Origin of the sequence: Streptomyces mirabilis, assembly GCF_018310535.1 — a bacterium.
GTDB lineage: Bacteria > Actinomycetota > Actinomycetes > Streptomycetales > Streptomycetaceae > Streptomyces.
In genome coordinates, this window is sequence record NZ_CP074102.1 from 1,860,327 (window position 1) to 1,881,917 (window position 21,591).

Consider the following 21,591-nt stretch of genomic DNA (forward strand, 5'->3'; position numbering starts at 1 on the left):
AAATTCCGCTTTGCCCTGTGGATAACCCTGGCCATGACCACGACATGACTTGTCCACAACCCGGCGGCCTCGTTCGCGCGATGTCCGACCCATCGGGTTGCATGGGGCCATGAGCAACGACGACCCACGCCCCCCGACCAACACGGACCCACCCAACGCCGACCTGCGCGGCGCGGCCGATGCCGTACTCGCCCGCCTCGTCGGCGCCCCGGCGGGCGAGGCCCGGCTGCGCGAGGACCAGTGGCGCGCCATCGAGGCCCTGGTGGCCGACAAGCGCAGAGCCCTCGTCGTGCAGCGCACGGGCTGGGGCAAGTCCGCCGTGTACTTCGTCGCCACCGCGCTGCTGCGCGAGCGGGGCGCCGGGCCCACGGTCATCGTCTCGCCGCTCCTCGCCCTCATGCGCAACCAGGTGGAGGCGGCCGCCCGCGCCGGTATCCACGCTCGGAGCATCAACTCGTCGAACACGGAGGAGTGGGAGACGATCCAGGCCGAAGTGGCCGCTAGCGAGGTCGACGTGCTCCTGGTGAGCCCTGAGCGGCTCAACAATCCCGACTTCCGCGATCAGGTGCTGCCCAAGCTCGCCGCTGCGACCGGCCTGCTCGTGGTCGACGAGGCACACTGCATCTCCGACTGGGGGCACGACTTCCGGCCGGACTACCGCAGGCTGCGCACGATGCTCGCCGATCTCCCGCCGGGCGTCCCCGTCCTGGCCACCACCGCGACCGCCAACGCCCGCGTGACGGCCGATGTGGCCGAGCAGCTGGGCACCGGCGCCAGCACCGACGCGCTCGTCCTGCGCGGTCCGCTGGACCGGGAGAGCCTGAGTCTCGGCGTGCTGCGGCTGCCGGACGCCGCCCACCGGATGGCCTGGCTCGCCGAGCACCTGAGCGACCTGCCGGGCTCGGGCATCATCTACACGCTCACCGTGGCCGCCGCCGAGGAGGTCACCGCGTTCCTGCGCCAGAGCGGGCACACCGTCGCCTCGTACACCGGAAAGACGGAGAACGCGGACCGCCAGCAGGCCGAGGAGGACCTCCTCGCCAACCGCGTCAAGGCCCTGGTCGCCACATCCGCGCTGGGCATGGGCTTCGACAAGCCCGACCTCGGATTCGTGGTGCACCTGGGCTCCCCCTCCTCCCCCATCGCGTACTACCAGCAGGTGGGGCGAGCGGGCCGCGGGGTGAAGCATGCCGAGGTGCTCCTCCTGCCGGGCAAGGAGGACCAGGCGATCTGGGAGTACTTCGCGTCGATCGCCTTCCCTCCGGAGGAGCAGGTGCGCCGGACCCTGGATGTCCTGGCCCGCGCCGAAAGGCCGCTCTCGCTGCCCGCCCTCGAACCCCTGGTGGAGCTGCGCAGGTCCCGTCTGGAGACGATGCTCAAGGTGCTCGACGTGGACGGCGCGGTGCGGCGCGTCCAGGGCGGCTGGATCTCCACGGGCATGCCCTGGACGTACGACACCGAGCGCTATGCCTGGGTCGCCAAGCAGCGGGCCGCCGAGCAGCAGGCGATGCGCGACTACGTGTCGACCACCGGCTGCCGGATGGAGTTTCTGCGGCGCCAGCTCGACGACGAGCTGGCGAAGCCGTGCGGGCGCTGCGACAGCTGTGCGGGAGCCCGGTTCGAGGCGTCCGTGTCCCCCACCGCGCTCGACGCGGCCAACGGCGAGCTGGGCCGCGCCGGTGTCGACGTCGACCCCCGCAAGATGTGGCCGACGGGCCTGCCGGCCGTCGGCGTCGACCTGAAGGGGCGAATCCCGGCGGGCGAACAGGCCGCACCGGGGCGCGCCTTGGGGCGGCTCTCGGACATCGGCTGGGGCAACCGGCTGCGGCCGATGCTCACACCCCAGGCACCGGACGGACCCGTGCCGGACGATGTGGCGAAGGCCGTGGTCGGCGTCCTGACCGACTGGGCGAAGGGGCCCGGCGGCTGGGCCTCCGGGCGGCCCGACGCGCAGCCGCGCCCGGTCGGCGTCGTCACCATGGCCTCGCGCCGGCGTCCACAGTTGATCCAGTCGCTGGGCGCGCGGATCGCGGAGGTCGGCCGACTGCCGCTGCTGGGGTCCGTGGAGTACGTGGGCGAGGCCGTCTCACAGGTCCACCGGAGCAACAGCGCCCAGCGGCTCAAGGCACTCGACGGGGCACTGGCCGTGCCGCCCGCGCTGGCGGCCGCCCTCAAGGAAGCAGGCGGTCCCGTGCTGCTCGTGGACGACGCCACCGAGACGGGCTGGACGCTCGCGGTCGCCGCGCGCATGCTGCGACGATCCGGGGCGCAGGGGGTGTTGCCGCTGGTCCTGGCCGTACAGGCGTGAACCATGTGTCGCCATCAAGAACAGCGGGCAGGGATATACACGACGTATAGCCGGAAAACGGTCGGTGGCCCCAATTGCTCGTTGCCGCAACCAAGTTCGGCAGGAAGAATTGAGGTCCGCTCCCCGTACGGCTCGCCCGTGATCCGGTAGGGCTCTGCTGCGGCGTGCGCTCCCCCAAGTCCGACCCCGCCCGCTGTGTGGGCGCGTAGCCGAAGGGAGGACCGTGACCTTCGGATTCGCTCCGTCCTCGGCGGCATCCATGTCGACGTCAGCCGATCTGTCCGCCGCTTCCGCCAACCCACTGACCCGTATGCTCGAACCCGCCGAATGGGCCGCTGCGGGGATTCCGCTGCTGCGCAATCCCCGGGAGGTCGTCAGCGGATTGCACGCACGGCACCGGCCGAGACCCACGACCGCCATCGTGGCCGTCCTCGACGCGGACGAGCGGCTGCGGGCGAGCGCCTCGTTCACCCGGCGGTCGGCTCCGGCCGACGGCTGGATGTTCCGCAACTCCCTGCTGGCGCAGCTGCGCCGGGTGATCCCGCACGACCTGCGGCGCCGCACCCCGGTACGCACGGCGGTGCTGCTCTACTGCCGCGAGGGCGACGCACGTTGGACCGAGGAGGACGGGGCGTGGATGTGGGGGCTGCGGGACGCCTGCACCCTGCACGGGCTGCGCTGCGGGGCGTACATCACGCTGACGCACGACGGCTGGCAGGTACTCGGCGAGGGCCGTGGCGGACGCCGTCCGAGCGCGGACTCCCCACCTGAGTCCTTCGCCCTGACCGAGGCACCACCGCCGCTCCCACGGACCGGGGGCGCCGCGTCGGAGGTGCTGCGCCGGGCGGCCGCCCGCTGAGTCTGCCGCGGCCGCGCGGCGTCGGCGCCCGCCCAGGTACCGGCCCGCCTTGGGGCCCCTGAGGGGCACTCGTCCCCGCGGCCCGGGTACGTCCGCCCGCGCCGTGGTGGCCCCCGCGGCGCGCGGGACGGGCGGGGGCAGTGCCGTAGCGCTTGCGCCCGATCCAGCGGTGTACGCGCACCTCCGGAACGCCCGTAGTGACCGCTTGCTTTCCGAGGCCATGGTGGCGGCGGTGGGCGTCTCCGTGGGCGGGGTGTCTCTTCGGTGTACGCCATCGCCGGACGGCCTGGTGGCCGTCCGCGGGACTGCAGGCACACGGACTCCGTGCACACGCACTACACGCGCGCGGTCCTCGGGCACACAAGCTCCAGGCACGACGAAACGACCGCCGTACAGGTGGCGCCGTGGTGGCACCACCATCACGCCCGAGACATCACCCCGACCGCTGCCCGAGCGAATCCCGGACGGTGTCCGGGATTCGTTCAGACTCCGGCGCCCAGCACCGAGTTGATCTGCTGCGGGTCGCCGCAGACGATCAACAGGGCGCCGGCCCGGCCGAGGGCCAGGGGCAGGGCGGTGGCGGCGGCAGCGTCGGAACCGCCGTTGACGGCGACCACGACCACGGGACGGGACGCGGCCCGGCCCGCGGCGGAGGCGTCGGCGTAGAAGACGTCGTCGCCCGCGTCGTGCTGCGCCCAGTAGGCGGCTTCGCCGAAGGAGAGTTCGTGCGCGGCCCACGGGTGCGGTTCGCCGGTGGTGATCACCAGCACCTCACCGGGGGCTCGGCCCGACTCCAACAGCAGGTCGACCGCTTCTTCGGCGGCGTCCAGCGCGCCCTCGGCCGAGGCCGGGATCAGCTGGATCTGTGGGGTGGCGGCAGCGGGCGCGGCCGCCGGGGCGGATGACCCCGGCGTGGCCACGACCGGCTCACGCGGGGTGCGTTGGGCCGGCATCGGCCGGACAGGTCCCGGACGTCCGGGACGCGGCGGAGCCGCGGGACGGGGACCGGGTACGGGACGGGGGGTCGGCGCGGTGCGGCCACTGGCCGGAGTCGCGCGGGGACCCTGGGCACTCTCGTGAATCTGAGGCTCCTCGGGAATGAGAGGCATGAGCTGATATTTATCAAACGCCGGTGCGACTCGCGTCGGCGGGTGGCACATGAGTGCGAGCGGAACCGTCAGAAATCGAAGCCGAGCTGACCTTCGATCTCCGGACCGCTTCCGTCCGCCCAGCTGCGGACCTTCTTGAGGTGCCGCCACTGGGGCAGCGCATCAAGATACGCCCATGACAGCCGGTGGTACGGAGTGGGGCCCCGTTCCTCCAGTGCGGCCTTGTGCACCGGAGACGGATACCCGGCGTTGGCCGCAAAACCGAAGTCTGCATGGTCGACACCCAGTTCGGCCATCATTTTGTCGCGCTGAACCTTGGCGATCACCGAGGCCGCCGCGACGGCCACGCAGGACTGGTCACCCTTGATCACCGTGCGAACCCGCCACGGCGACCCGAGGTAGTCGTGCTTCCCATCGAGGATGACCGCGTCGGGGCGGACGGGCAAGGCCTCCAGGGCCCGCACCGCGGCCAGGCGCAGCGCGGCCGTCATCCCCAGGTCGTCGATCTCCTCGGGGGAGGCATGCCCCAGGGCGTACGACGTCACCCATTTCTCCAGCTCCGCGGCCATCACGGTACGGCGTTTGACGGTGAGGAGTTTGGAGTCGGTGAGGCCCTCGGGCGGACGGCGCAGTCCCGTGACGGCGGCGCAGACGGTGACCGGGCCGGCCCACGCACCGCGGCCCACCTCGTCGACACCGGCAATGATCTTCGCTCCGGTCGTGGCGCGGAGGGAGCGCTCGACGGTGTGAGTAGGTGGTTCGTACGGCATGGCGACCTCAGCCTACGCCGCCCCGAACCCCTCGCGACACCCAGGTTTCCCTGAGCGACCCCAGCCCCGGTACCGACACGAACCAGTCACCCTACGATCCACGGATTCAGGCCCCGGCCGCCCGCGGATCAGCCCCCGTCCGTCGCAGCAGCGGGACCATCAGCTGATCGATCATCTCCTCCAGATCGCGCTCACTCCATTCGCTCGCGCACACCTTTGAGCGATACATCATCATCGCCGGAATGACGTCGAAGACGTAGGCGTTCGCGGCGTCCGGTCGGACCTCTTCCCGCTCGATTCCGCGGTGAACGATCTCTCGCAGCAGATGCTTGGTCGGCTCGACGACCCCTCCGATGATCAGACTCTGAAAGCGTTCCGCCTGCGCCACATCGCATTCGTGAAGCACTGAGCGCAGTGCGAATCCGGGCTGCGAGTACATCGCCTCACGTACCTGTCGGCACAGTTCCAGCAGGTCGTCCCGGACGCTTCCGAGGTCGGGGGCCTGCGTCAGGCTCGGCAGTCCGGCCTTCAGCGCGTCCGCGACGAGGTCCTCCTTGGACGGCCAGCGGCGGTAGACCGCGGCCTTGCCGGTCTGGGCCCGGGCGGCGACGCCCTCCATCGTGAGGCCGTTCCAGCCGACCGTGCTGAGCTGCTCGAGCGCGGCGTCGAGGATCGCGCGTTCGAGCACGGCACCGCGTCGACGCAGGGAGGCCGCCTGAGCGGGAGCGGCCGTCCAACGCGAAGTAACCATCTGAGTGTCTCCGTTGTGCATGGGGGAGCGGGGAGTTCGGGGAGGGCGAGCGGTCAAGTGGCGACACACGGCGGCGACTTCAGTGAACGCTTGCGTTCACTGTCGGGGACTCACTACCGTTGACGCAACAGTGAACGCGAGCGTTCACTAACGCACTTGTGGGGGACCCATAGTGACAACCTCTCAAACCTCTCAGTTGATCCAGGAATCAAAGCCAGGAGCGGCCCGCCGGGAGGGGCATCCCGGCATCGCACTCGCCGTCATCGCGGCCTGCCAACTCATGGTGGTCCTCGACTCGACGATTGTGAACATCGCCCTCCCGCACATTCAAGACGCGCTCAAATTCAGCACGACCGACCTGACCTGGGTGATCAGCGCGTACACCCTCACCTTCGGTGGCCTGCTCCTGCTCGGCGGCCGCGCGGGTGACATCCTCGGTCGGCGCCGGGTCTTCATGACCGGCATCATGCTGTTCACGCTCGCCTCGCTGCTCGGTGGACTCGCCCAGGAACCCTGGCAGTTGCTGGCCGCGCGAGCCCTCCAGGGCGTGGGTGGCGCGATAGCGTCGCCCACCGCGCTGGCACTCATCACCACCACCTTCCCCGAGGGCCCGGCACGGAACCGGGCCTTCGCCGTCTTCGCCGCGGTCTCCGCGGGCGGCGGCGCCATCGGGCTCCTGGCGGGCGGCATGCTCACCGAGTGGCTCGACTGGCGCTGGGTGCTCTTCGTGAACGTGCCCATCGGTGTGCTGATCACCGTGCTCGCCCCGATGTACATCAACGAGTCCGAGCGCCATCCGGGGCGCTTCGACGTCGCGGGCGCGCTCACCTCGACGGCCGGTATGGCCTCGCTGGTGTACGGGTTCATCCGCGCCTCGGAGGAGGGCTGGCGCGACAGCCTCACGATCGGGTCCTTCGCCACGGCGCTGGTCCTGTTGCTGGGCTTCGCGTTCATCGAGACCCGGGCGAAGGAACCGATCACCCCGCTGAAGATGTTCGGCGACCGCAACCGCTCCGGCACATACATGATCATGCTCAGTCTGGCCGCGGCGATGTTCGGGATGTTCTTCTTCATCGTCCTGTTCGTGCAGAACGTACTGGGCTACAGCCCGATCCAGGCCGGTCTGGCGTTCCTGCCCGTGACGGCGGCGATCGGCATCGGAGCAGGGCTGTCGCAGCGGTTCCTGCCGGTCCTCGGGCCCAAGCCGTTCATGGTCGTCGGCTCCGCCCTCGTCGCGCTCGGGCTCGGCTGGCTGACCTTCATGAGCCCCGACAGCACGTACGTCGGCGGGGTGCTCGGCCCGATGCTGCTCTTCGCCTTCGGTATGGGCCTGAACTTCGTGACACTGACCCTGACCGCGGTCTCCGGTGTCGCCCAGCACGAAGCGGGCGCCGCGTCCGGACTCCTCAACGTCACCCAGCAGGTGGGCGGTTCGCTCGGTCTGTCCATCCTGACCACGGTCTTCGGCTCGGCCAGCCGGGACGAGGCGGAGAAACAGCTGCCGAAGTTCCTGGCGAACGCCTCGCCCGAGCAGAAGGCGGAGTTCGCCAAGACCCACCAGCTGCCCGCTCCGTGGGGCCACGACGTGCTCGCCCAGGGCATCTCGACCGCCTTCGTCCCGGCCGTCGCGATGGCGGTACTGGCCCTGGCCACGGCCGCACTCGTGATCCGGGTCCGCAAGAGCGACCTGGAGGCCCTCGCGGGCACGGCGGGGCCCGCCGGAGGCTGAGGCGGGGGCTGCGGAGGGGCCGGGCCCCGGTCCGAGCAACAGACAGCTCGGACCGCGGTCCGGTCATACGCGGCGGGACGGCACCCCGGGGCCCAGCCTTGCAGGCAGTTGTACGGCACCGGGGCGGGCCTTGAGGACGTACGGCACGGGGTCCGGGCCTCGCGGTCAGCTGTACGGCGGCGAGGAAGGACCGTCAGGCCGGTGTACGGCATCGCAGGCGGCCCGGCAGGCCACCGCTGTACGGCGCCGACGACCAACCCCATGCGACGCGCCACCACGAGCCGCCGGACGCCCGGAGCCGTACCCGTGCCGCGTGAGGCCCACCCGGCCCCTGCCGGAGCACCGCGTTGCGCAGGGACTCCCCGGCGTCACGAACCGTCCCCGCGGCCTAAGCCCCCGCCCGCACCCAACCCGGCAGGCTCTCCGTCCGCTCCACCCACTCCCCCGGCGGCGCCCCCGCCTTGCCCGCGGCGATCACACCGCCGACGATGGCGCAGGTCGTGTCCATGTCGCCGCCCACCTGGGCGGTCGACCAGAAGCCCTCTTCGTAGTCACCCAGGGCCCGGGCCGCGGACCAGAGTGCGAAGGGCACCGTGTCGTGCGCCGTCGTACGCCGCCCACAGCCCAGTACGGCGGCGACCGTCGCGGTGTCCCCGTAGTCGAGCATGTCGCGAGCGCGCCGCAGACCGGCTCCCACAGCGCTGCGCGGGACGAGCGCGACGACGCCGTCGAGCAGCGCCTCGGCACTCGGCGGGCTCGCCGGGTCGGCCGCCAGGGCGGCGGCCGCGGCGACGGCCATGGCGCCCACGACGGCCTCGCGGTGCTGGTGGGTGGTGTATGCCGAGATCTCCGCCTGGTGGACCGCCTGCTCCGGGTCATCCGCGTACCAGGCCCCCAGGGGGGCGATCCGCATCGCGGCGCCGTTGCCCCACGAGCCCTGTCCCTTGAAGAGGGCGGACGCCAGCTCCCGCCAGTCGCCCCCCTCCTGGATCTGCCGCAGCAGCCGGTTGACCGCGGGGCCATAGCCCCGGTCGACGTCGTGGTGCTCGGCGAAGGAGCCGGCCAGCGCGTCCTGGTCGATGCGGCGGTGCCGGGCCAGAACGGCCACTACGGAGGAGGCCATTTCGGTGTCGTCCGTCCACTGCCAGGGGCCGGACGGCAGCTCGCGTCGCTTGAGCAGCGGGTAGTTCACGGGCACGAAGAACCGCGAGCCCAGCGCGTCCCCCACCGCGAGTCCACGCAGGCTGGCCAGGGCGCGGTCCAGGCGTCCGCCGGGAGAGGAATCAGAGGTCATCGCCCTGCCACTCTATCCCGGCGTCCCCGTACGACTCGGGTTCACACCAGCGTTCGAACGGACGGTCAAGCGTGTACCTCCCGTCGTCACCGAGGACGAGCATCCGCATCTCGGCGTTCCCCGGATTCGACAGCGATTCGAACTCCGCGACCGTCCAGTGGAACCAGCGCATGCAGAACAGGCGCATGGCAAGACCGTGGGTCACCAGGAGCACGTTCGTCGGGTGGTCGGGGGCCTCGAAGCTCCGGTAGAGGCTCTCCAGGAAGCCGCCGACCCGGTCGTAGACGTCAGCGCCGGACTCGCCCTGCGCGAAGCGGTAGAAGAAGTGCCCGTACGCGTCCCGGTAGGCCTTCTGGAGGCGTACGTCGTCGCGGTCCTGCCAGTTGCCCCAGTCCTGCTCGCGCAGCCGAGGCTCCTCGCGCACCCGTATGAGCCCGGGGTCCAGGTGGAAGGCGCGGAGCGTCTCGTGCGTACGGCGGTACGGAGACACGTAAACGCTTACGCGCTCTCGCCCGAAGACTTCCCGCAACCGTTTTCCCGTCTCCTCCGCCTGCTGCCACCCCTTCTCGGTGAGCGCCAGAGCGTGGTCGGGCTCGCGTTCATAAACGGTGTCATCGGCGTTGCCCGCTGACTCGCCGTGCCGGACAAGGACGATACGCCGTGGTCGAACCATGCCAAGACCCTAAAACGGCTGACGGCCGATCGAGCACTCGTACGGGCTCCATACGGCGTAGGTCACATGTTCTCCGCGCAGATCACACCCGCGGACGGCACTCCGGTCAGACCGTCCACGAGGGCTCCAGCGCCACTATGTCGCCGGTCAGGGCCGCGACATCGGCCTCCGTCTGGGCACGCAGCGCGAGCCGTTCCACGCGCTCGGCCCGGTATTTACCGTGTTCGGCGGCCGACTGCCACATGGACAGGATCAGGAACTCATGGCCCGGGGCCTCACCGAACAGGCCCCGCACCATGCCGGGCGAGCCCGCCATCGCGGGGTTCCAGACCTTCTCCTGCATCAGCGCGAAGTGTTCGGCCCGTTCCTCGTGGATGCGGCAGTGGGCAACCCGCAACAGGTCGGCGTCCGTGAAGCGCGGCTCGAAGCCGGTCTTCACATCGAACCGGTGATCGAAGAGTTTGGCCTGCGAGTCCTTGAAGGTCCCCGACTGGGCAGCCGCGAGCCGGTCGTGAGAACGGGCCATGAAGGAGTCGTAGAAGGCACGGCTCTCCCAGAAGGCGAAGATGTGCGCCACCCCGGGCCGCCCCCGGCTCCAGCCCCCGCCCTGCCCCCGGAATCCCGGCTCACCCAGCAGCCCCGCCCACTTTCGCTGCCCCCGCTCGAAACCGCGGCGGTCCACCACGGTGCAGCGAATCCACTTGACCAGCACCGCGCCATCGTAAGGCCACGGAGCGTGGCGCCGGTCACGCTCCGGCAGAGTGCACCCGCGCGAGCGCCCCCGCGCGCGTGGCACGATGGACAACAGGCCTTGACAACAGAGCAGTTGGGGGCTGAAGAAGATGGGGACGGGGAGGGGGAGATCCAATGACCGGTCTCAACAAGGGCATCCGCAAGGTCGAGCTCGCGGTGAAATGGGACCCGAGTCCCGTCGGCGAGCCCGCGACCGACCTCGACATCATCGCGGCGACGTACGTGGCCGCCGATCCGTACGGAAGTCCCGCCTATGTGGTGCACTTCGACAGCCGCTCGCCGGACGGCACCATCTACCTGAACCGGGACAGCAAGGACGGCAAGGGCTTCGGCTGGGACGAGGTCATGACGCTGGAACTCGACCGCCTCAACAGCGGCTACACGCGTGTGGTGGTGGGCGTACTCATCCAGCAGCGTTCCGGCCACAAGTCGTTCGTGGGCGTCCTCAACCCGGGCCTGCGCATGCGGGAGGGCTACACCGTGCTGGCGGAGGACAACTTCGGCGGCGTCCTGGGGGCGACGGCCGCGACCGTCGGCGAGTTCGTACGCGACGCCTCCGGAGAGTGGACCTTCCATCCGGGGATCCACGGCTACGACACCGACCCGGCGGAGTTCCCGCGCGTCATGGGCACGCGCCACGACGCCTGAAACAGCCCTCTCCGTAGGACACGTCTGAAACAGCCTTCTCCATAGGAGCGAGAAAACGCCGAAGGGCGGCACGACCGGTGGTCGTGCCGCCCTTCAGGGCTTCAGGTCAGCTGCAACCGCTGGTCGAGCCGCAGCCCTCGCAGATGTAGCAGGAACCGGCCCGCTGCATCCTCGTACCGCAGGAGAAGCACAGGGGGGCGTCCGCCTGGATGCCCAGCTGCATCTCCACCAGTTCGGCACTGGTGTGGGCCTGCTTCGGGGCGGGCTTCGCCGCCTCGACCTCGGCCTTCGGGGTGGCGACGGCCTTCAGCTCCTGCGCGCGGGGCGCGGACTGGGCCAGACCCTCGACGTCCACCTCGTCGTCGGACGGCTCGTACGAACCGGTCTCCAGGTGACGCTGACGCTCCTCGGCGGAGTGGATGCCGAGCGCGGAGCGCGTCTCGAAGGGCAGGAAGTCCAGCGCCAGGCGACGGAAGATGTAGTCGACGATCGACTGCGCCATCCGCACGTCCGGGTCGTCCGTCATGCCGGCCGGCTCGAAGCGCATGTTCGTGAACTTCGAGACGTACGTCTCCAGGGGCACGCCGTACTGCAGACCCACGGAGACCGCGATCGAGAAGGCGTCCATCATGCCCGCGAGGGTGGAGCCCTGCTTCGACATCTTCAGGAAGACCTCGCCGAGACCGTCGTCCGGGTAGGAGTTGGCGGTCATGTAGCCCTCGGCGCCGCCCACCGTGAAGGAGGTGGTGATGCCGGGACGGCCCTTGGGGAGGCGCTTGCGGACCGGGCGGTACTCGACGACCTTCTGGACCGTCTCGCGGATGGTCGCCTCGGCCTTGGCGGTGACCTCGGCCTTCTCCTTCTCCTTGGTCTTGGCGGAGAGGGGCTGGCCGACCTTGCAGTTGTCGCGGTAGATCGCGAGCGCCTTGACGCCCATCTTCCACGCCTCGAAGTAGACCTCTTCGACGTCCTCGACGGTCGCCGTCTCCGGCAGGTTGACCGTCTTGGAAAGCGCGCCGGAGATCCAGGGCTGGATCGCGGCCATCATGCGGACGTGGCCCATCGCGGAGATGGAGCGCTCGCCCATGGCGCAGTCGAAGACCTCGTAGTGCTCGTGCTTGAGGCTCGGGGCGTCGACGACATTGCCGTTCTCGGCGATGTGGGCGACGATCGCCTCGATCTGCTCCTCCTGGTAGCCCAGGCGGCGCAGGGCCTGCGGAACGGTGCCGTTGACGATCTGCATCGAGCCGCCGCCGACCAGTTTCTTGAACTTGACCAGCGCGAGGTCGGGCTCGAGGCCGGTGGTGTCGCAGGACATCGCGAGACCGATGGTGCCGGTCGGGGCGATGACCGAGGCCTGCGCGTTGCGGAAGCCGTTCTTCTCACCGAGGTGCAGCACGTCCTGCCAGGCCTCCGTGGCGGCGGCCCAGATCGGCGTGTCGAGGTCGTCCACACGGACGGCCACGGCGTTGGCGTCGGAGTGCTGCTTCATGACGCGCTGGTGCGGCTGCGCGTTGCGGGCGTAGCCGTCGTACGGGCCGACGACCGCGGCGAGCTCGGCGGAACGCCGGTACGAGGTGCCGGTCATCAGCGAGGTGATGGCACCGGCGAGGGCGCGACCGCCGTCGGAGTCGTACGCGTGGCCGGTCGCCATCAGGAGGGCGCCCAGGTTGGCGTAGCCGATGCCCAGCTGACGGAAGGCGCGGGTGTTCTCGCCGATCTTCTGGGTCGGGAAGTCCGCGAAGCAGATGGAGATGTCCATCGCGGTGATGACCAGCTCGACGACCTTGGCGAAGCGCTCGACCTCGAAGGACTGGTGGCCCTTGCCGTCGTCCTTGAGGAACTTCATCAGGTTCAGCGAGGCGAGGTTGCAGGACGTGTTGTCCAGGTGCATGTACTCGCTGCACGGGTTCGAGCCGTTGATACGACCGGACTCCGGGCACGTGTGCCAGTGGTTGATCGTGTCGTCGTACTGGATGCCCGGGTCGGCGCAGGCCCAGGCGGCCTCGGCCATCTTGCGGAAGAGCGTCTTGGCGTCGACCTCCTCGATGACCTCGCCGGTCATACGGGAGGTGAGACCGAACTTGCCGCCCTCCTCGACCGCCTTCATGAACGTGTCGTTCACACGGACCGAGTTGTTGGCGTTCTGGTACTGGACGGACGTGATGTCGTCGCCGCCCAGGTCCATGTCGAAGCCCGCGTCACGGAGGGCGCGGATCTTCTCCTCCTCCTTGACCTTGGTCTCGATGAAGTCCTCGATGTCGGGGTGGTCGACGTCGAGGATGACCATCTTGGCCGCGCGGCGCGTGGCGCCGCCCGACTTGATCGTTCCTGCGGAGGCGTCGGCACCGCGCATGAAGGAGACGGGACCCGAGGCGTTGCCACCCGAGGAGAGGAGCTCCTTGGATGAGCGGATACGGGAGAGGTTCAGGCCGGCGCCGGAGCCGCCCTTGAAGATCATGCCCTCTTCCTTGTACCAGTCGAGGATCGACTCCATGGAGTCGTCGACGGAAAGGATGAAGCAGGCCGAGACCTGCTGGGGCTGAGGCGTCCCGACGTTGAACCAGACCGGGCTGTTGAAGCTGAAGATCTGGTGCAGGAGGGCGTACGCCAGCTCGTGCTCGAAGATCTCGGCGTCGGCGGGCGAGGCGAAGTACTTGTAGTCCTCGCCGGCCTTCCGGTACGTCTTCACGATGCGGTCGATGAGCTGCCTGAGGCTCACCTCGCGCTGCGGGGTGCCCACGGCACCACGGAAGTACTTGCTGGTGACGATGTTGACCGCGTTCACCGACCAGAAGCCGGGGAACTCGACGCCACGCTGCTCGAAATTGATCGAGCCGTCGCGCCAGTTGGTCATGACGACGTCACGGCGCTCCCACTCCACCTCGTCGTACGGGTGCACGCCGGGGGTGGTGTGGATGCGCTCGATGCGCAGTCCCTTGCTGGCCTTGGTGCCCTTGGCGCGGGAACCTCGTGCCGGACCGCTCGCCGTCTCTGTCATGCCGCCTCCCTGTATCGGGCTAAAACGCCCTGAAGTGCCACGTTCTTCCCATGGCACGGTGTGTGTCTGGTGCTGCGCGCGCCGCTACGCGGCCGCCCGCAACAGGTCTTTGGTCGCCACCGATGGGGGCCGATCCGAGTCGGCCCTTCCGTCAGTCGGCGGCGTTGGCGGGCACGGGGACCTGGACGGTCCCTCCGGACCCGCGGTCGCTTTCCGGACGCTCCGCGTCCGCGGCTGCCACGCCGGCATCCGCCTCGCCCGCGTCTTCCTCGTCCGCGGCGGGGCGCTGCCTCGTCTCTTCCCTGAGTTCCACGATGGCGGCCTCGAAGTCCTCGAGCGAGTCGAACGCCCGGTACACGGACGCGAACCGCAGATAGGCGACGAGGTCGAGTTCCTGCAACGGGCCGAGTATGGCCAGACCCACGTCATGGGTGGTCAGCTCGGCGCTCCCGGTGGCCCGCACCGCCTCCTCGACACGCTGGCCGAGCTGGGCGAGCGCGTCCTCGGTGACCGGCCGCCCCTGGCACGCCTTGCGCACGCCGTTGATGACCTTGGTACGACTGAAGGGTTCGGTGACGCCGGACCGCTTGACCACCATCAGCGAGCACGTCTCCACCGTCGTGAAACGACGGGAGCAGTCGGGGCACTGGCGGCGCCTGCGGATCGACGTGCCGTCATCGGTCGTACGGCTGTCGACGACACGGCTGTCGGGGTGCCTGCAGAAGGGGCAGTGCATGGCTCCAACCCTCCTTCACAGCACGACTCATAGACCTCGCGAGACCTCTCGGGCCCCTCGAAGCAGCCCCAAGCATAGGCGATGACCGGAGGCTCGAAGACCCGGGGGACCACAACTTCTGGGCTGCTGCAGCAATCCAACCACTAGATGTGGGGATCGACCCCTAAATTCACCCAGGACACGCGTGTCGCACACGTAATGGCATGTGCCGCGCGGTCATACCGATCCCGGACACGCGGAGATACCGTGGTCAGCGCGCGGAAAGGGGGCCGGTACCCGACTTACGGGGTGCCGGATGGCAGACTGGGCCGCGGCCCACATCTGTCGGCACGGTCATCGCCCCGGCGGTGAAGAGTACAGCAATGAGCCCTTATGTCCGCCGGATGAAGCGTTGGCTATACACCCAGACACGTGATCACGACAGGCAATCCGCGATTTTTCACTCGAACGTGTGTTTGGCGCAACCTTTCGAAAGCAACTACCGTTGTCCAGCAGGGAGACCATCGAGAGGGGCCGACGTGACCACCACCGCAGACAGTGCCACCATCACTGCCCAGGACCGCTCCCAGGGCCGACTCGAGCCGGTGCATGCGATGAACGAAGCCACGAATCATGAGGGGCCCAAGCGCTCCCTGCCAGGGCGACCTCCAGGCATCCGCGCCGACAGCTCGGGACTCACCGACAGGCAGCGCCGGGTGATCGAGGTCATCCGGGACTCCGTGCAGCGGCGCGGCTACCCGCCGTCGATGCGGGAGATCGGACAGGCGGTCGGCCTCTCCAGCACCTCGTCGGTCGCCCACCAGCTGATGGCACTGGAACGCAAGGGCTTCCTGCGCCGCGATCCGCACCGCCCGCGGGCGTACGAGGTCCGGGGCTCCGACCAGTCCTCGGCGCAGCCCACGGACACGGCGGGCAAGCCAGCCGCGTCGTACGTCCCACTCGTCGGCCGTATCGCCGCCGGTGGCCCGATCCTGGCCGAGGAGTCGGTGGAGGACGTCTTCCCCCTCCCCCGGCAGCTGGTCGGTGACGGCGAGCTGTTCGTCCTGAAGGTCGTCGGTGACTCGATGATCGAGGCCGCCATCTGCGACGGGGACTGGGTGACGGTCCGGCGCCAGCCGGTCGCGGAGAACGGCGACATCGTGGCCGCGATGCTGGACGGCGAGGCCACGGTGAAGCGGTTCAAGCGCGAGGACGGCCATGTGTGGCTCCTCCCGCACAACGCCGCGTACCAGCCGATTCCCGGCGACGAGGCGACCATCCTGGGCAAGGTGGTGGCGGTGCTGCGGCGCGTGTGACAGCACACGCCGGGCGGGACACCCCCGCCCCGCCCTTGACCGGGCCCCGGGACCACCTGCGCCGGTTCCGGGGCCCTGTGCGTTGCCCTCCGGGGGTCAGGCGGGGCAGCGTGCGCGACGTCCAGAGATGGTCCGCCCCGACGAGTACGCGCCCCTGAAGGGGTCTTGCTCGCCGGGGGCGGGAGGATCGTCCACAGGACCCGAGGGATATGCGCGGGCGCCGAGCGATGTGCGCAGGCGTCGGACGGCATGCGCGGGCCCCGCGCAACATGCGCAGACGCGCGCGCCTGGCCACATGCGCATGCGCCGAGCGACATACGCGGGCCCGGGGCCACATGCGCAGATGCCCGGACGGCATGCGCAGACGCCGGGCGACATGCGCGGGCCCTGGGCGACATGCGCGGGCCCTGGGCGACATGCGCGGGCCCTGGGCCACATGCGCGGGCCCCGGGCCACATGCGCGGGTGCCGGGAGGATCAACGGCGGGACCGGGGCGGAGATCCCGAGTCCGAGAGCAGGCACGACACCTGGAGCGCTCGCAGGGCGGGCATCTTCGCGGGGCTCGGGTGTGGCCGTGCGGGTGGTGTTGTTTGGCCGGAGGGGCATCCGAGGCGGAGCGACTCCGCCCGTAGGGGCACCCGGCAGGCCCGCCTCGGGCCGAGGGCGCGGGTCCCCTCAGCCCCCCGCGTCAGCCCCCCGCGGGGAAGATCTACGCCTCCTCCGCCTCCACCGTCTCCCCCGCCTCCACCGTCTCCTCGGCCTTCCTGGCCGCCGCGTCGATCGCGGTGAGCGACCTGCGTACCTGGTTGCGGTCCGTGGTGTACCAGAAGTCGGGGAGGGACGCCTTGAGGTAACTGCCGTAGCGCGCCGTCGCGAGGCGCTGGTCCAGTACGGCCACCACCCCGCGGTCACCGGTGGCCCGTACGAGGCGGCCGGCGCCCTGGGCCATCAGCAGCGCCGCGTGGGTCGCTGCGACGGCCATGAAGCCATTGCCGCCGTTCTCCTCGACAGCCTTCTGGCGGGCGCTCATCAGCGGGTCGTCGGGGCGCGGGAAGGGGATCTTGTCCATGACGACGAGCTGGCAGCTGGGCCCCGGGACGTCGACGCCCTGCCAGAGCGAGAGGGTGCCGAAGAGGCAGGTCCTGGGGTCGGCCGCGAAGTTCTTGATGAGCTCGCCGAGCGTCTCCTCGCCCTGCAGCAGGATGGGGTACTCGGGGATGCGCGAGCGCAGCTCCTCCGCCGCGAGCTGGGCGGCCCGCATCGAGGAGAACAACCCCAGCGTGCGGCCGCCCGCGGCCTGGATCAGCTCGGTGAGCTCGTCCAGCATGTCCGCACGGTCGCCGTCGCGCGCGGGGCGGGACAGGTGCTTGGCCACGTACAGAATGCCCTGCTTGGGGTAGTCGAAGGGCGAGCCTACGTCGACGCCCTTCCACTGCGGGAGGTCGTCGCCCTCGGTGCCCTCCGGGGCGAGTCCCAGCGACGCCCCCACTCCGTTGAAGTCGCCGCCCAACTTCAGGGTGGCGGACGTCAGGACGACGGAGCGGTCCGCGAAGAGCTTCTCCCTGAGGAGGCCGGAGACGGACATGGGGGCGACGCGGAGCGACGCGCCGAAGCGGTCGTGGCGCTCGTACCAGACGACGTCCCACTCGGAGCCGTTGGCGATCCGCTCCGCCACCTCGTGCACCGACTCCACCGAGGCGAGAGCCTGCTTGCGGACGGAGTCCTCGTCCTGGACGGACTTGTCGCGGGTGGAGCCGATCGCCGAGATCACCGTACGAGCGGCGTCGCGCAGTGCCATCAGCGCATATCCGAGATCCTCCGGGAGCTCCTCCAGGCGGCCCGGGAGCGCGAGCTCCATCAGCCGCTCGAAGCCCTCGGCGGCGGTCTGGAGCTGATCGGCCGCCTTCTCGTTGACGAGCTTCGCGGCGCGGCGCACCGCGCGGTTGACCTGGCCGGGGGTGAGCTCGCCGGTGGCGACACCGGTGACCCGGGAGACCAGCTCATGGGCCTCGTCGACGATCAGCACCTCGTGCTGCGGGAGGACCGGCGCGCCCTCGATGGCGTCGATCGCGAGCAGCGCGTGATTGGTGACGACGACCTCGGCGAGCTTGGCACGCTCGCGGGCCATCTCGGCGAAGCACTCCGCTCCATAGGCGCATTTGGTGGCGCCCAGGCACTCACGGGACGAAACGGACACCTGAGCCCACGCGCGGTCGGAGACGCCGGGCGTGAGGTCGTCGCGGTCGCCGGTCTCGGTCTCGTCCGACCAGTCCCGCAGTCGCAGCAGGTCCTGGCCCAGCTTGCTGGTGGGCGCGGCCGCCTCGAACTGGTCGAAGAGGCCGTCCTCCTCGTCCTGCGGCACGCCCTCGTGCAGCCGGTGCAGACACAGGTAGTTCGACCGGCCCTTGAGCATCGCGAACTCCGGGCGGCGGCGCAGCAGCGGGTGCAGCGCGTCGACGGTCCGCGGAAGGTCGCGCTCCACGAGCTGCCGCTGGAGCGCCAGGGTGGCGGTCGCCACGACGACCCGCTCCCCGTGGGCGAGCGCGGGCACGAGGTAGCCGAGCGACTTTCCGGTGCCGGTGCCCGCCTGGACCAGCAGGTGGGAGCTGTCGTCGATGGCACCCGCGACGGCTTCGGCCATGGTCACCTGGCCAGGGCGCTCCGTACCGCCGACGGCAGTGACGGCAGCATGCAGGAGTTCGGGGAGTGAGGGCTCTGTCATAGCGTTGCCAGCCTACGGGGCGCCACTGACAATCGGGCGATCAAGGCCCGGCCGACGGACGCGATCAAGACGAGAACGAGTACGGGCCGGATGATCAAGGCCGGTGGAGGGGGTTCGGGACCGTGCCGTGCACCGCGGCGTGCGGGCGCTCGGGGCGGTCACGGTAGCCGTCGAGGTGCAGTCGGTTGCGGTTGAGGCACAGGCGCTCGATACGCGGAGTGAGCAGGTCGAACATCTCGTAGCGCTCCTTGAGCTCGGGAAAGCGCGCCTGGTGGCGGACGATCTCCGCCCGGACGAGCGACCAGAACTCGGCCTCAGGAACGCCCAGTTGTTCCTCGCAGAGCGGTGCGAGGTAGCGGAAGACCCCCACGAAGAGCCCGGAGTGGATGAACTGGGTCAGGAACGCCGGCGGCTCGGTCAGCAGTACGTTCCGTACGTCGTCCGGCATGGTCGCGTGCTCGGGCAGGGGGTCCGCGCTCACGTTGACGTCGTCCACGAAGTCCTTCACCGCGAGTCGGACGGGGACGTCGTGGTCGTCGAAGACGACGATCGCGTTCTCTCCATGGGGGCTGAACACGGTGCCGTACCGATAGAGGAAGTGCAGCAGCGGCGGCAGGAGCGCGGCGAAGAGGCGGCACAGCCAGACGTTGGGGGCGAGGCCCGAGCGGGCGACGAGCTCCGCCGTGAAGGCGCGGCCGTCCGGGTCGGTGTGCAGGAGCGCGGCCAGCGTGCGCGCGCGTTCACTGGGGGCCAGATGGCGGGAGACCGGCTCGCGCCAGATCGCGCCGAGCAACTCCTTGTACTGATAGGGCACTTCGGGGAGGGCGTCGTACACGGGGTGGTTCACCGTCACCGAGGCGACCTCGCCGAGCAGGATCACTCCACAGGTGTCCCGCAGAAACGGGTCGGCGTCTCTCAGGGCGTGCATCCAGGCGGTGACGGCGGGCGCCGCGAGCGTGCGTTCCGTCGGCAGGCCGCGCCAGACAAGGGTGTTGAGCACGGACAGCGGCAGTTTCACCGTGTGCCGGTCCGGGTGCGAGACATTGAGGAACGTACGGATCGACTGCTGCGGGAGCCGCAGGTCGCCGTCGGAGGGCAGCGGCACGATCGCTCCCGCGGCTACGGAGGGCGCGAACAGCGGCAGCACGACGTCGTCCCACTGCCAGGGGTGCACGGGCAGATAGAGGTACGACTCCGGAGTGAGCCCACGCGCGCGTAGTACCCCGTCGAAGGACTCCCTCGTGGCGGGGGCGAGTTCGCGCGCGTAGAGCTGTTCGGCGGAGTGGAGGCTCGGGACGCCTCGGTAGGTGGCGAGCGTGGTGTGCACCGCGATCCAGGGAATCGGCGTCGCCCTTCGGGCCTCCGGCGCCCAGTCGGCGGCGTCCGTCGCGGAGAAGCCGAGGCGGCCCTTGTTCAGCACGATCCAGGGGTGGCCGGTCTGGTGGCCCTCCAGTTCGGCGTAGCCGAGGTCGGCCAGTTCGGCCGCCGTATGGGCGTCGCGGTCGAGGCGGGCGTCCGCGGCGAGCGTCGTGCTCAGTTCACGGACCACGTGGCCGAGCGTCGCGCCGTCGATCTCCAGTGTGCCGCGGGCCCGGGTGAGGAAGCCGAGCGGGTCGGTGAAGGGGCACGGCTCCGCTCCCTCCTCGGTGAGGGTGAGCGAGGCGGGGTCGACACGCCAGCTGTCGTACGAGGCCCGGCGGGCGCGGAAGGAGAGGCTGCCGCCGGCGTCGAGACGCAGGGCGTAGGGGCGGAGGGTGCCGGTGTGCCCGGTGTTCTCGTGCGGGGTGTTCCGGTACGGGGTGTCCTGGTGCGGGATGCCCTGGTGGGCGGAGGCGGGGTTTGGTGAGGGTCGCGAGGAGGCCGCTCCGGCGGAGGAGTCGAGGCCGGTCGCCGGATCGTGCTCACTGCGGAGGGGGGCCACTTTTCCCTCCGCGCCCCGCTGAGCCTCCGAACCCGGCTCCGGCTCTGGTTCCGGCTCCGATTCCGATTCCGGTTCCGGTCTGACGATCTCCTCGTGGGCGAACTCGCCGATCATCTTCGCGAGCAGTCGGCGGCCGACCTGGTCCCATCGGTCTTTGCGCAGCTCGGGCGGGTCGTACAAGGCGGGCAGCTCTCCGGAGGCCGGGGTGGCGGATGGATGCGGCACGGGGACTCCTTGACAGGGAACCGGATCGGAACGAGCGGTGCGGTGAGGGCAGGGCGCTACAACAGATCGCGCAGACTCCGGTCCCGGACCATGAGGGCTGCCCGTTTGCCGGGCAGATCGACCTCGGCGGAGAACCGGAAGCCCGCGCTCAGGAAGGCGGAGACGGAGGGAGTGTTGCGGAGGTCGGGTTCCGCGACGACGCGGGCGCAGGCCGGACGCTTGTCCAGTACGAGGTCGGCGACGGCTCGGAGCAGGGCGGATCCGAGGCCTCGTCCTCGGTTGGCGACACCGCCGACGAGGAGGTGAAGGCCGGTGTCGTGCGGGCGGGCGGGATAGTGGCGGGCCACGAGGTCGAGGTCCGCGCGGTAGATCTCCCAGTAGCTCATCGGGGTGCCGTCCAGCACGCCGAGGCAGGGCACACTGCGGCCGTCGCCGTCGAGCTGGCGGCACAGATGTTCTTCGGCGACCGACTCGGGTCCTGCCAGCTCCCAGAACTCCGCGACGGCGGGGTCGTTCATCCAGCGGGAGACGAGCGGGAGATCACGCTCCACGCGGACGGGGACCAGGTGGAAGGCGCCCACGGGAGTGGCGATCGGGCCCCAGCCACCGATGCGGTCGAGCAGGTCGTCTCCCCCGGCCGACTCGACCTCGGAGCCGAGGAGCGCGAGCAGCTCGTCGGGCAGGCGGAGGTCGAGGGTGTCCTCGTTGTCCGTGCCCGGCCCGGGGCCCGGGTCGGCGCCGAGGTCGGTGACGGGGGCGGTACCGGCGTCGGTGCTCGCATCGGTGGGAGGCACGGC

General features: G+C 70.2%; 16 protein-coding genes. 5 read left to right on the forward strand and 11 right to left on the reverse strand.

The annotated features are described in order from the left end of the window. The first annotated feature begins 109 nt into the window (after positions 1–109). Together SMIR_RS08240 and SMIR_RS08245 are read left to right on the forward strand one after the other, a co-directional pair. Positions 110–2,308 carry a RecQ family ATP-dependent DNA helicase gene (locus SMIR_RS08240; protein WP_168496408.1) on the forward strand — a complete coding sequence of 733 codons (2,199 nt, stop codon included), beginning with the start codon at positions 110–112 and terminating at the stop codon, positions 2,306–2,308. 223 nt (positions 2,309–2,531) lie between these two features. Further along, complete coding sequence (locus SMIR_RS08245; RefSeq protein ID WP_054229887.1) at positions 2,532–3,167, forward strand: hypothetical protein; 636 nt, start codon at positions 2,532–2,534, stop codon at positions 3,165–3,167. Between the two features lie 482 nt (positions 3,168–3,649). On the opposite strand, the gene SMIR_RS08250 is transcribed toward SMIR_RS08245, so the two are convergent. The 3 genes from SMIR_RS08250 to SMIR_RS08260 all read right to left on the reverse strand — a co-directional run bounded on the left by SMIR_RS08250 (position 3,650) and on the right by SMIR_RS08260 (position 5,797). After that, the gene (locus SMIR_RS08250) at positions 3,650–4,276 is read right to left on the reverse strand and encodes a hypothetical protein (RefSeq protein WP_168496406.1); all 627 of its coding nucleotides are present in this window, start codon (positions 4,274–4,276) and stop codon (positions 3,650–3,652) included. A gap of 68 nt (positions 4,277–4,344) precedes the next feature. After that, the gene (gene rnhB / locus SMIR_RS08255) at positions 4,345–5,046 is read right to left on the reverse strand and encodes a ribonuclease HII (protein ID WP_054229885.1); all 702 of its coding nucleotides are present in this window, start codon (positions 5,044–5,046) and stop codon (positions 4,345–4,347) included. 106 nt (positions 5,047–5,152) lie between these two features. After that, positions 5,153–5,797 carry a TetR/AcrR family transcriptional regulator gene (locus tag SMIR_RS08260; protein WP_212726822.1) on the reverse strand — a complete coding sequence of 215 codons (645 nt, stop codon included), beginning with the start codon at positions 5,795–5,797 and terminating at the stop codon, positions 5,153–5,155. Positions 5,798–5,993: 196 nt separating this feature from the next. On the opposite strand from SMIR_RS08260, the gene SMIR_RS08265 reads away from it, so the two are divergent. Next, positions 5,994–7,526 (forward strand): MFS transporter, encoded by a 1,533-nt coding sequence (locus SMIR_RS08265; RefSeq protein ID WP_211118827.1) that lies wholly within the window; start codon positions 5,994–5,996, stop codon positions 7,524–7,526. Positions 7,527–7,914: 388 nt separating this feature from the next. Here SMIR_RS08265 and SMIR_RS08270 read toward each other — a convergent pair whose 3' ends face one another. The 3 genes from SMIR_RS08270 to SMIR_RS08280 form a co-directional block, all read right to left on the reverse strand. After that, positions 7,915–8,820 (reverse strand): ADP-ribosylglycohydrolase family protein, encoded by a 906-nt coding sequence (locus SMIR_RS08270; protein WP_101401070.1) that lies wholly within the window; start codon positions 8,818–8,820, stop codon positions 7,915–7,917. Next, complete coding sequence (locus SMIR_RS08275; protein ID WP_101401069.1) at positions 8,810–9,493, reverse strand: histidine phosphatase family protein; 684 nt, start codon at positions 9,491–9,493, stop codon at positions 8,810–8,812. The genes SMIR_RS08270 and SMIR_RS08275 overlap by 11 nt, the downstream gene beginning before the upstream one ends. 106 nt (positions 9,494–9,599) lie before the next feature. After that, complete coding sequence (locus tag SMIR_RS08280) at positions 9,600–10,205, reverse strand: YdbC family protein (RefSeq protein ID WP_099920297.1); 606 nt, start codon at positions 10,203–10,205, stop codon at positions 9,600–9,602. 155 nt (positions 10,206–10,360) lie between these two features. On the opposite strand from SMIR_RS08280, the gene SMIR_RS08285 reads away from it, so the two are divergent. Then, a complete protein-coding gene (locus tag SMIR_RS08285; protein ID WP_168496400.1) occupies positions 10,361–10,894 on the forward strand; it encodes a TerD family protein in 534 nt (177 codons plus the stop codon). Between the two features lie 106 nt (positions 10,895–11,000). Here the strand turns inward: SMIR_RS08285 and SMIR_RS08290 are convergent, their stop codons facing one another. Together SMIR_RS08290 and nrdR are read right to left on the reverse strand one after the other, a co-directional pair. Then, complete coding sequence (locus tag SMIR_RS08290) at positions 11,001–13,895, reverse strand: vitamin B12-dependent ribonucleotide reductase (RefSeq protein WP_168496398.1); 2,895 nt, start codon at positions 13,893–13,895, stop codon at positions 11,001–11,003. A gap of 151 nt (positions 13,896–14,046) precedes the next feature. After that, positions 14,047–14,631, reverse strand: coding sequence for a transcriptional regulator NrdR (gene nrdR, locus SMIR_RS08295; protein ID WP_168496396.1), 585 nt, complete (start codon positions 14,629–14,631; stop codon positions 14,047–14,049). Positions 14,632–15,149: 518 nt separating this feature from the next. On the opposite strand from nrdR, the gene lexA reads away from it, so the two are divergent. Beyond that, complete coding sequence (gene lexA, locus SMIR_RS08300; RefSeq protein WP_054229877.1) at positions 15,150–15,926, forward strand: transcriptional repressor LexA; 777 nt, start codon at positions 15,150–15,152, stop codon at positions 15,924–15,926. A gap of 709 nt (positions 15,927–16,635) precedes the next feature. Here the strand turns inward: lexA and SMIR_RS08305 are convergent. The 3 genes from SMIR_RS08305 to SMIR_RS08315 all read right to left on the reverse strand — a co-directional run bounded on the left by SMIR_RS08305 (position 16,636) and on the right by SMIR_RS08315 (position 21,588). Then, complete coding sequence (locus SMIR_RS08305) at positions 16,636–18,648, reverse strand: ATP-dependent DNA helicase (protein WP_212726823.1); 2,013 nt, start codon at positions 18,646–18,648, stop codon at positions 16,636–16,638. 94 nt (positions 18,649–18,742) lie between these two features. Then, complete coding sequence (locus SMIR_RS08310) at positions 18,743–20,794, reverse strand: IucA/IucC family protein (RefSeq protein ID WP_422664412.1); 2,052 nt, start codon at positions 20,792–20,794, stop codon at positions 18,743–18,745. A 56-nt stretch (positions 20,795–20,850) separates the two neighbouring features. Beyond that, on the reverse strand, positions 20,851–21,588 hold the full coding sequence (locus SMIR_RS08315) for a GNAT family N-acetyltransferase (protein WP_168496392.1): 738 nt from the start codon (positions 21,586–21,588) through the stop codon (positions 20,851–20,853). Positions 21,589–21,591 lie beyond the last annotated feature (3 nt).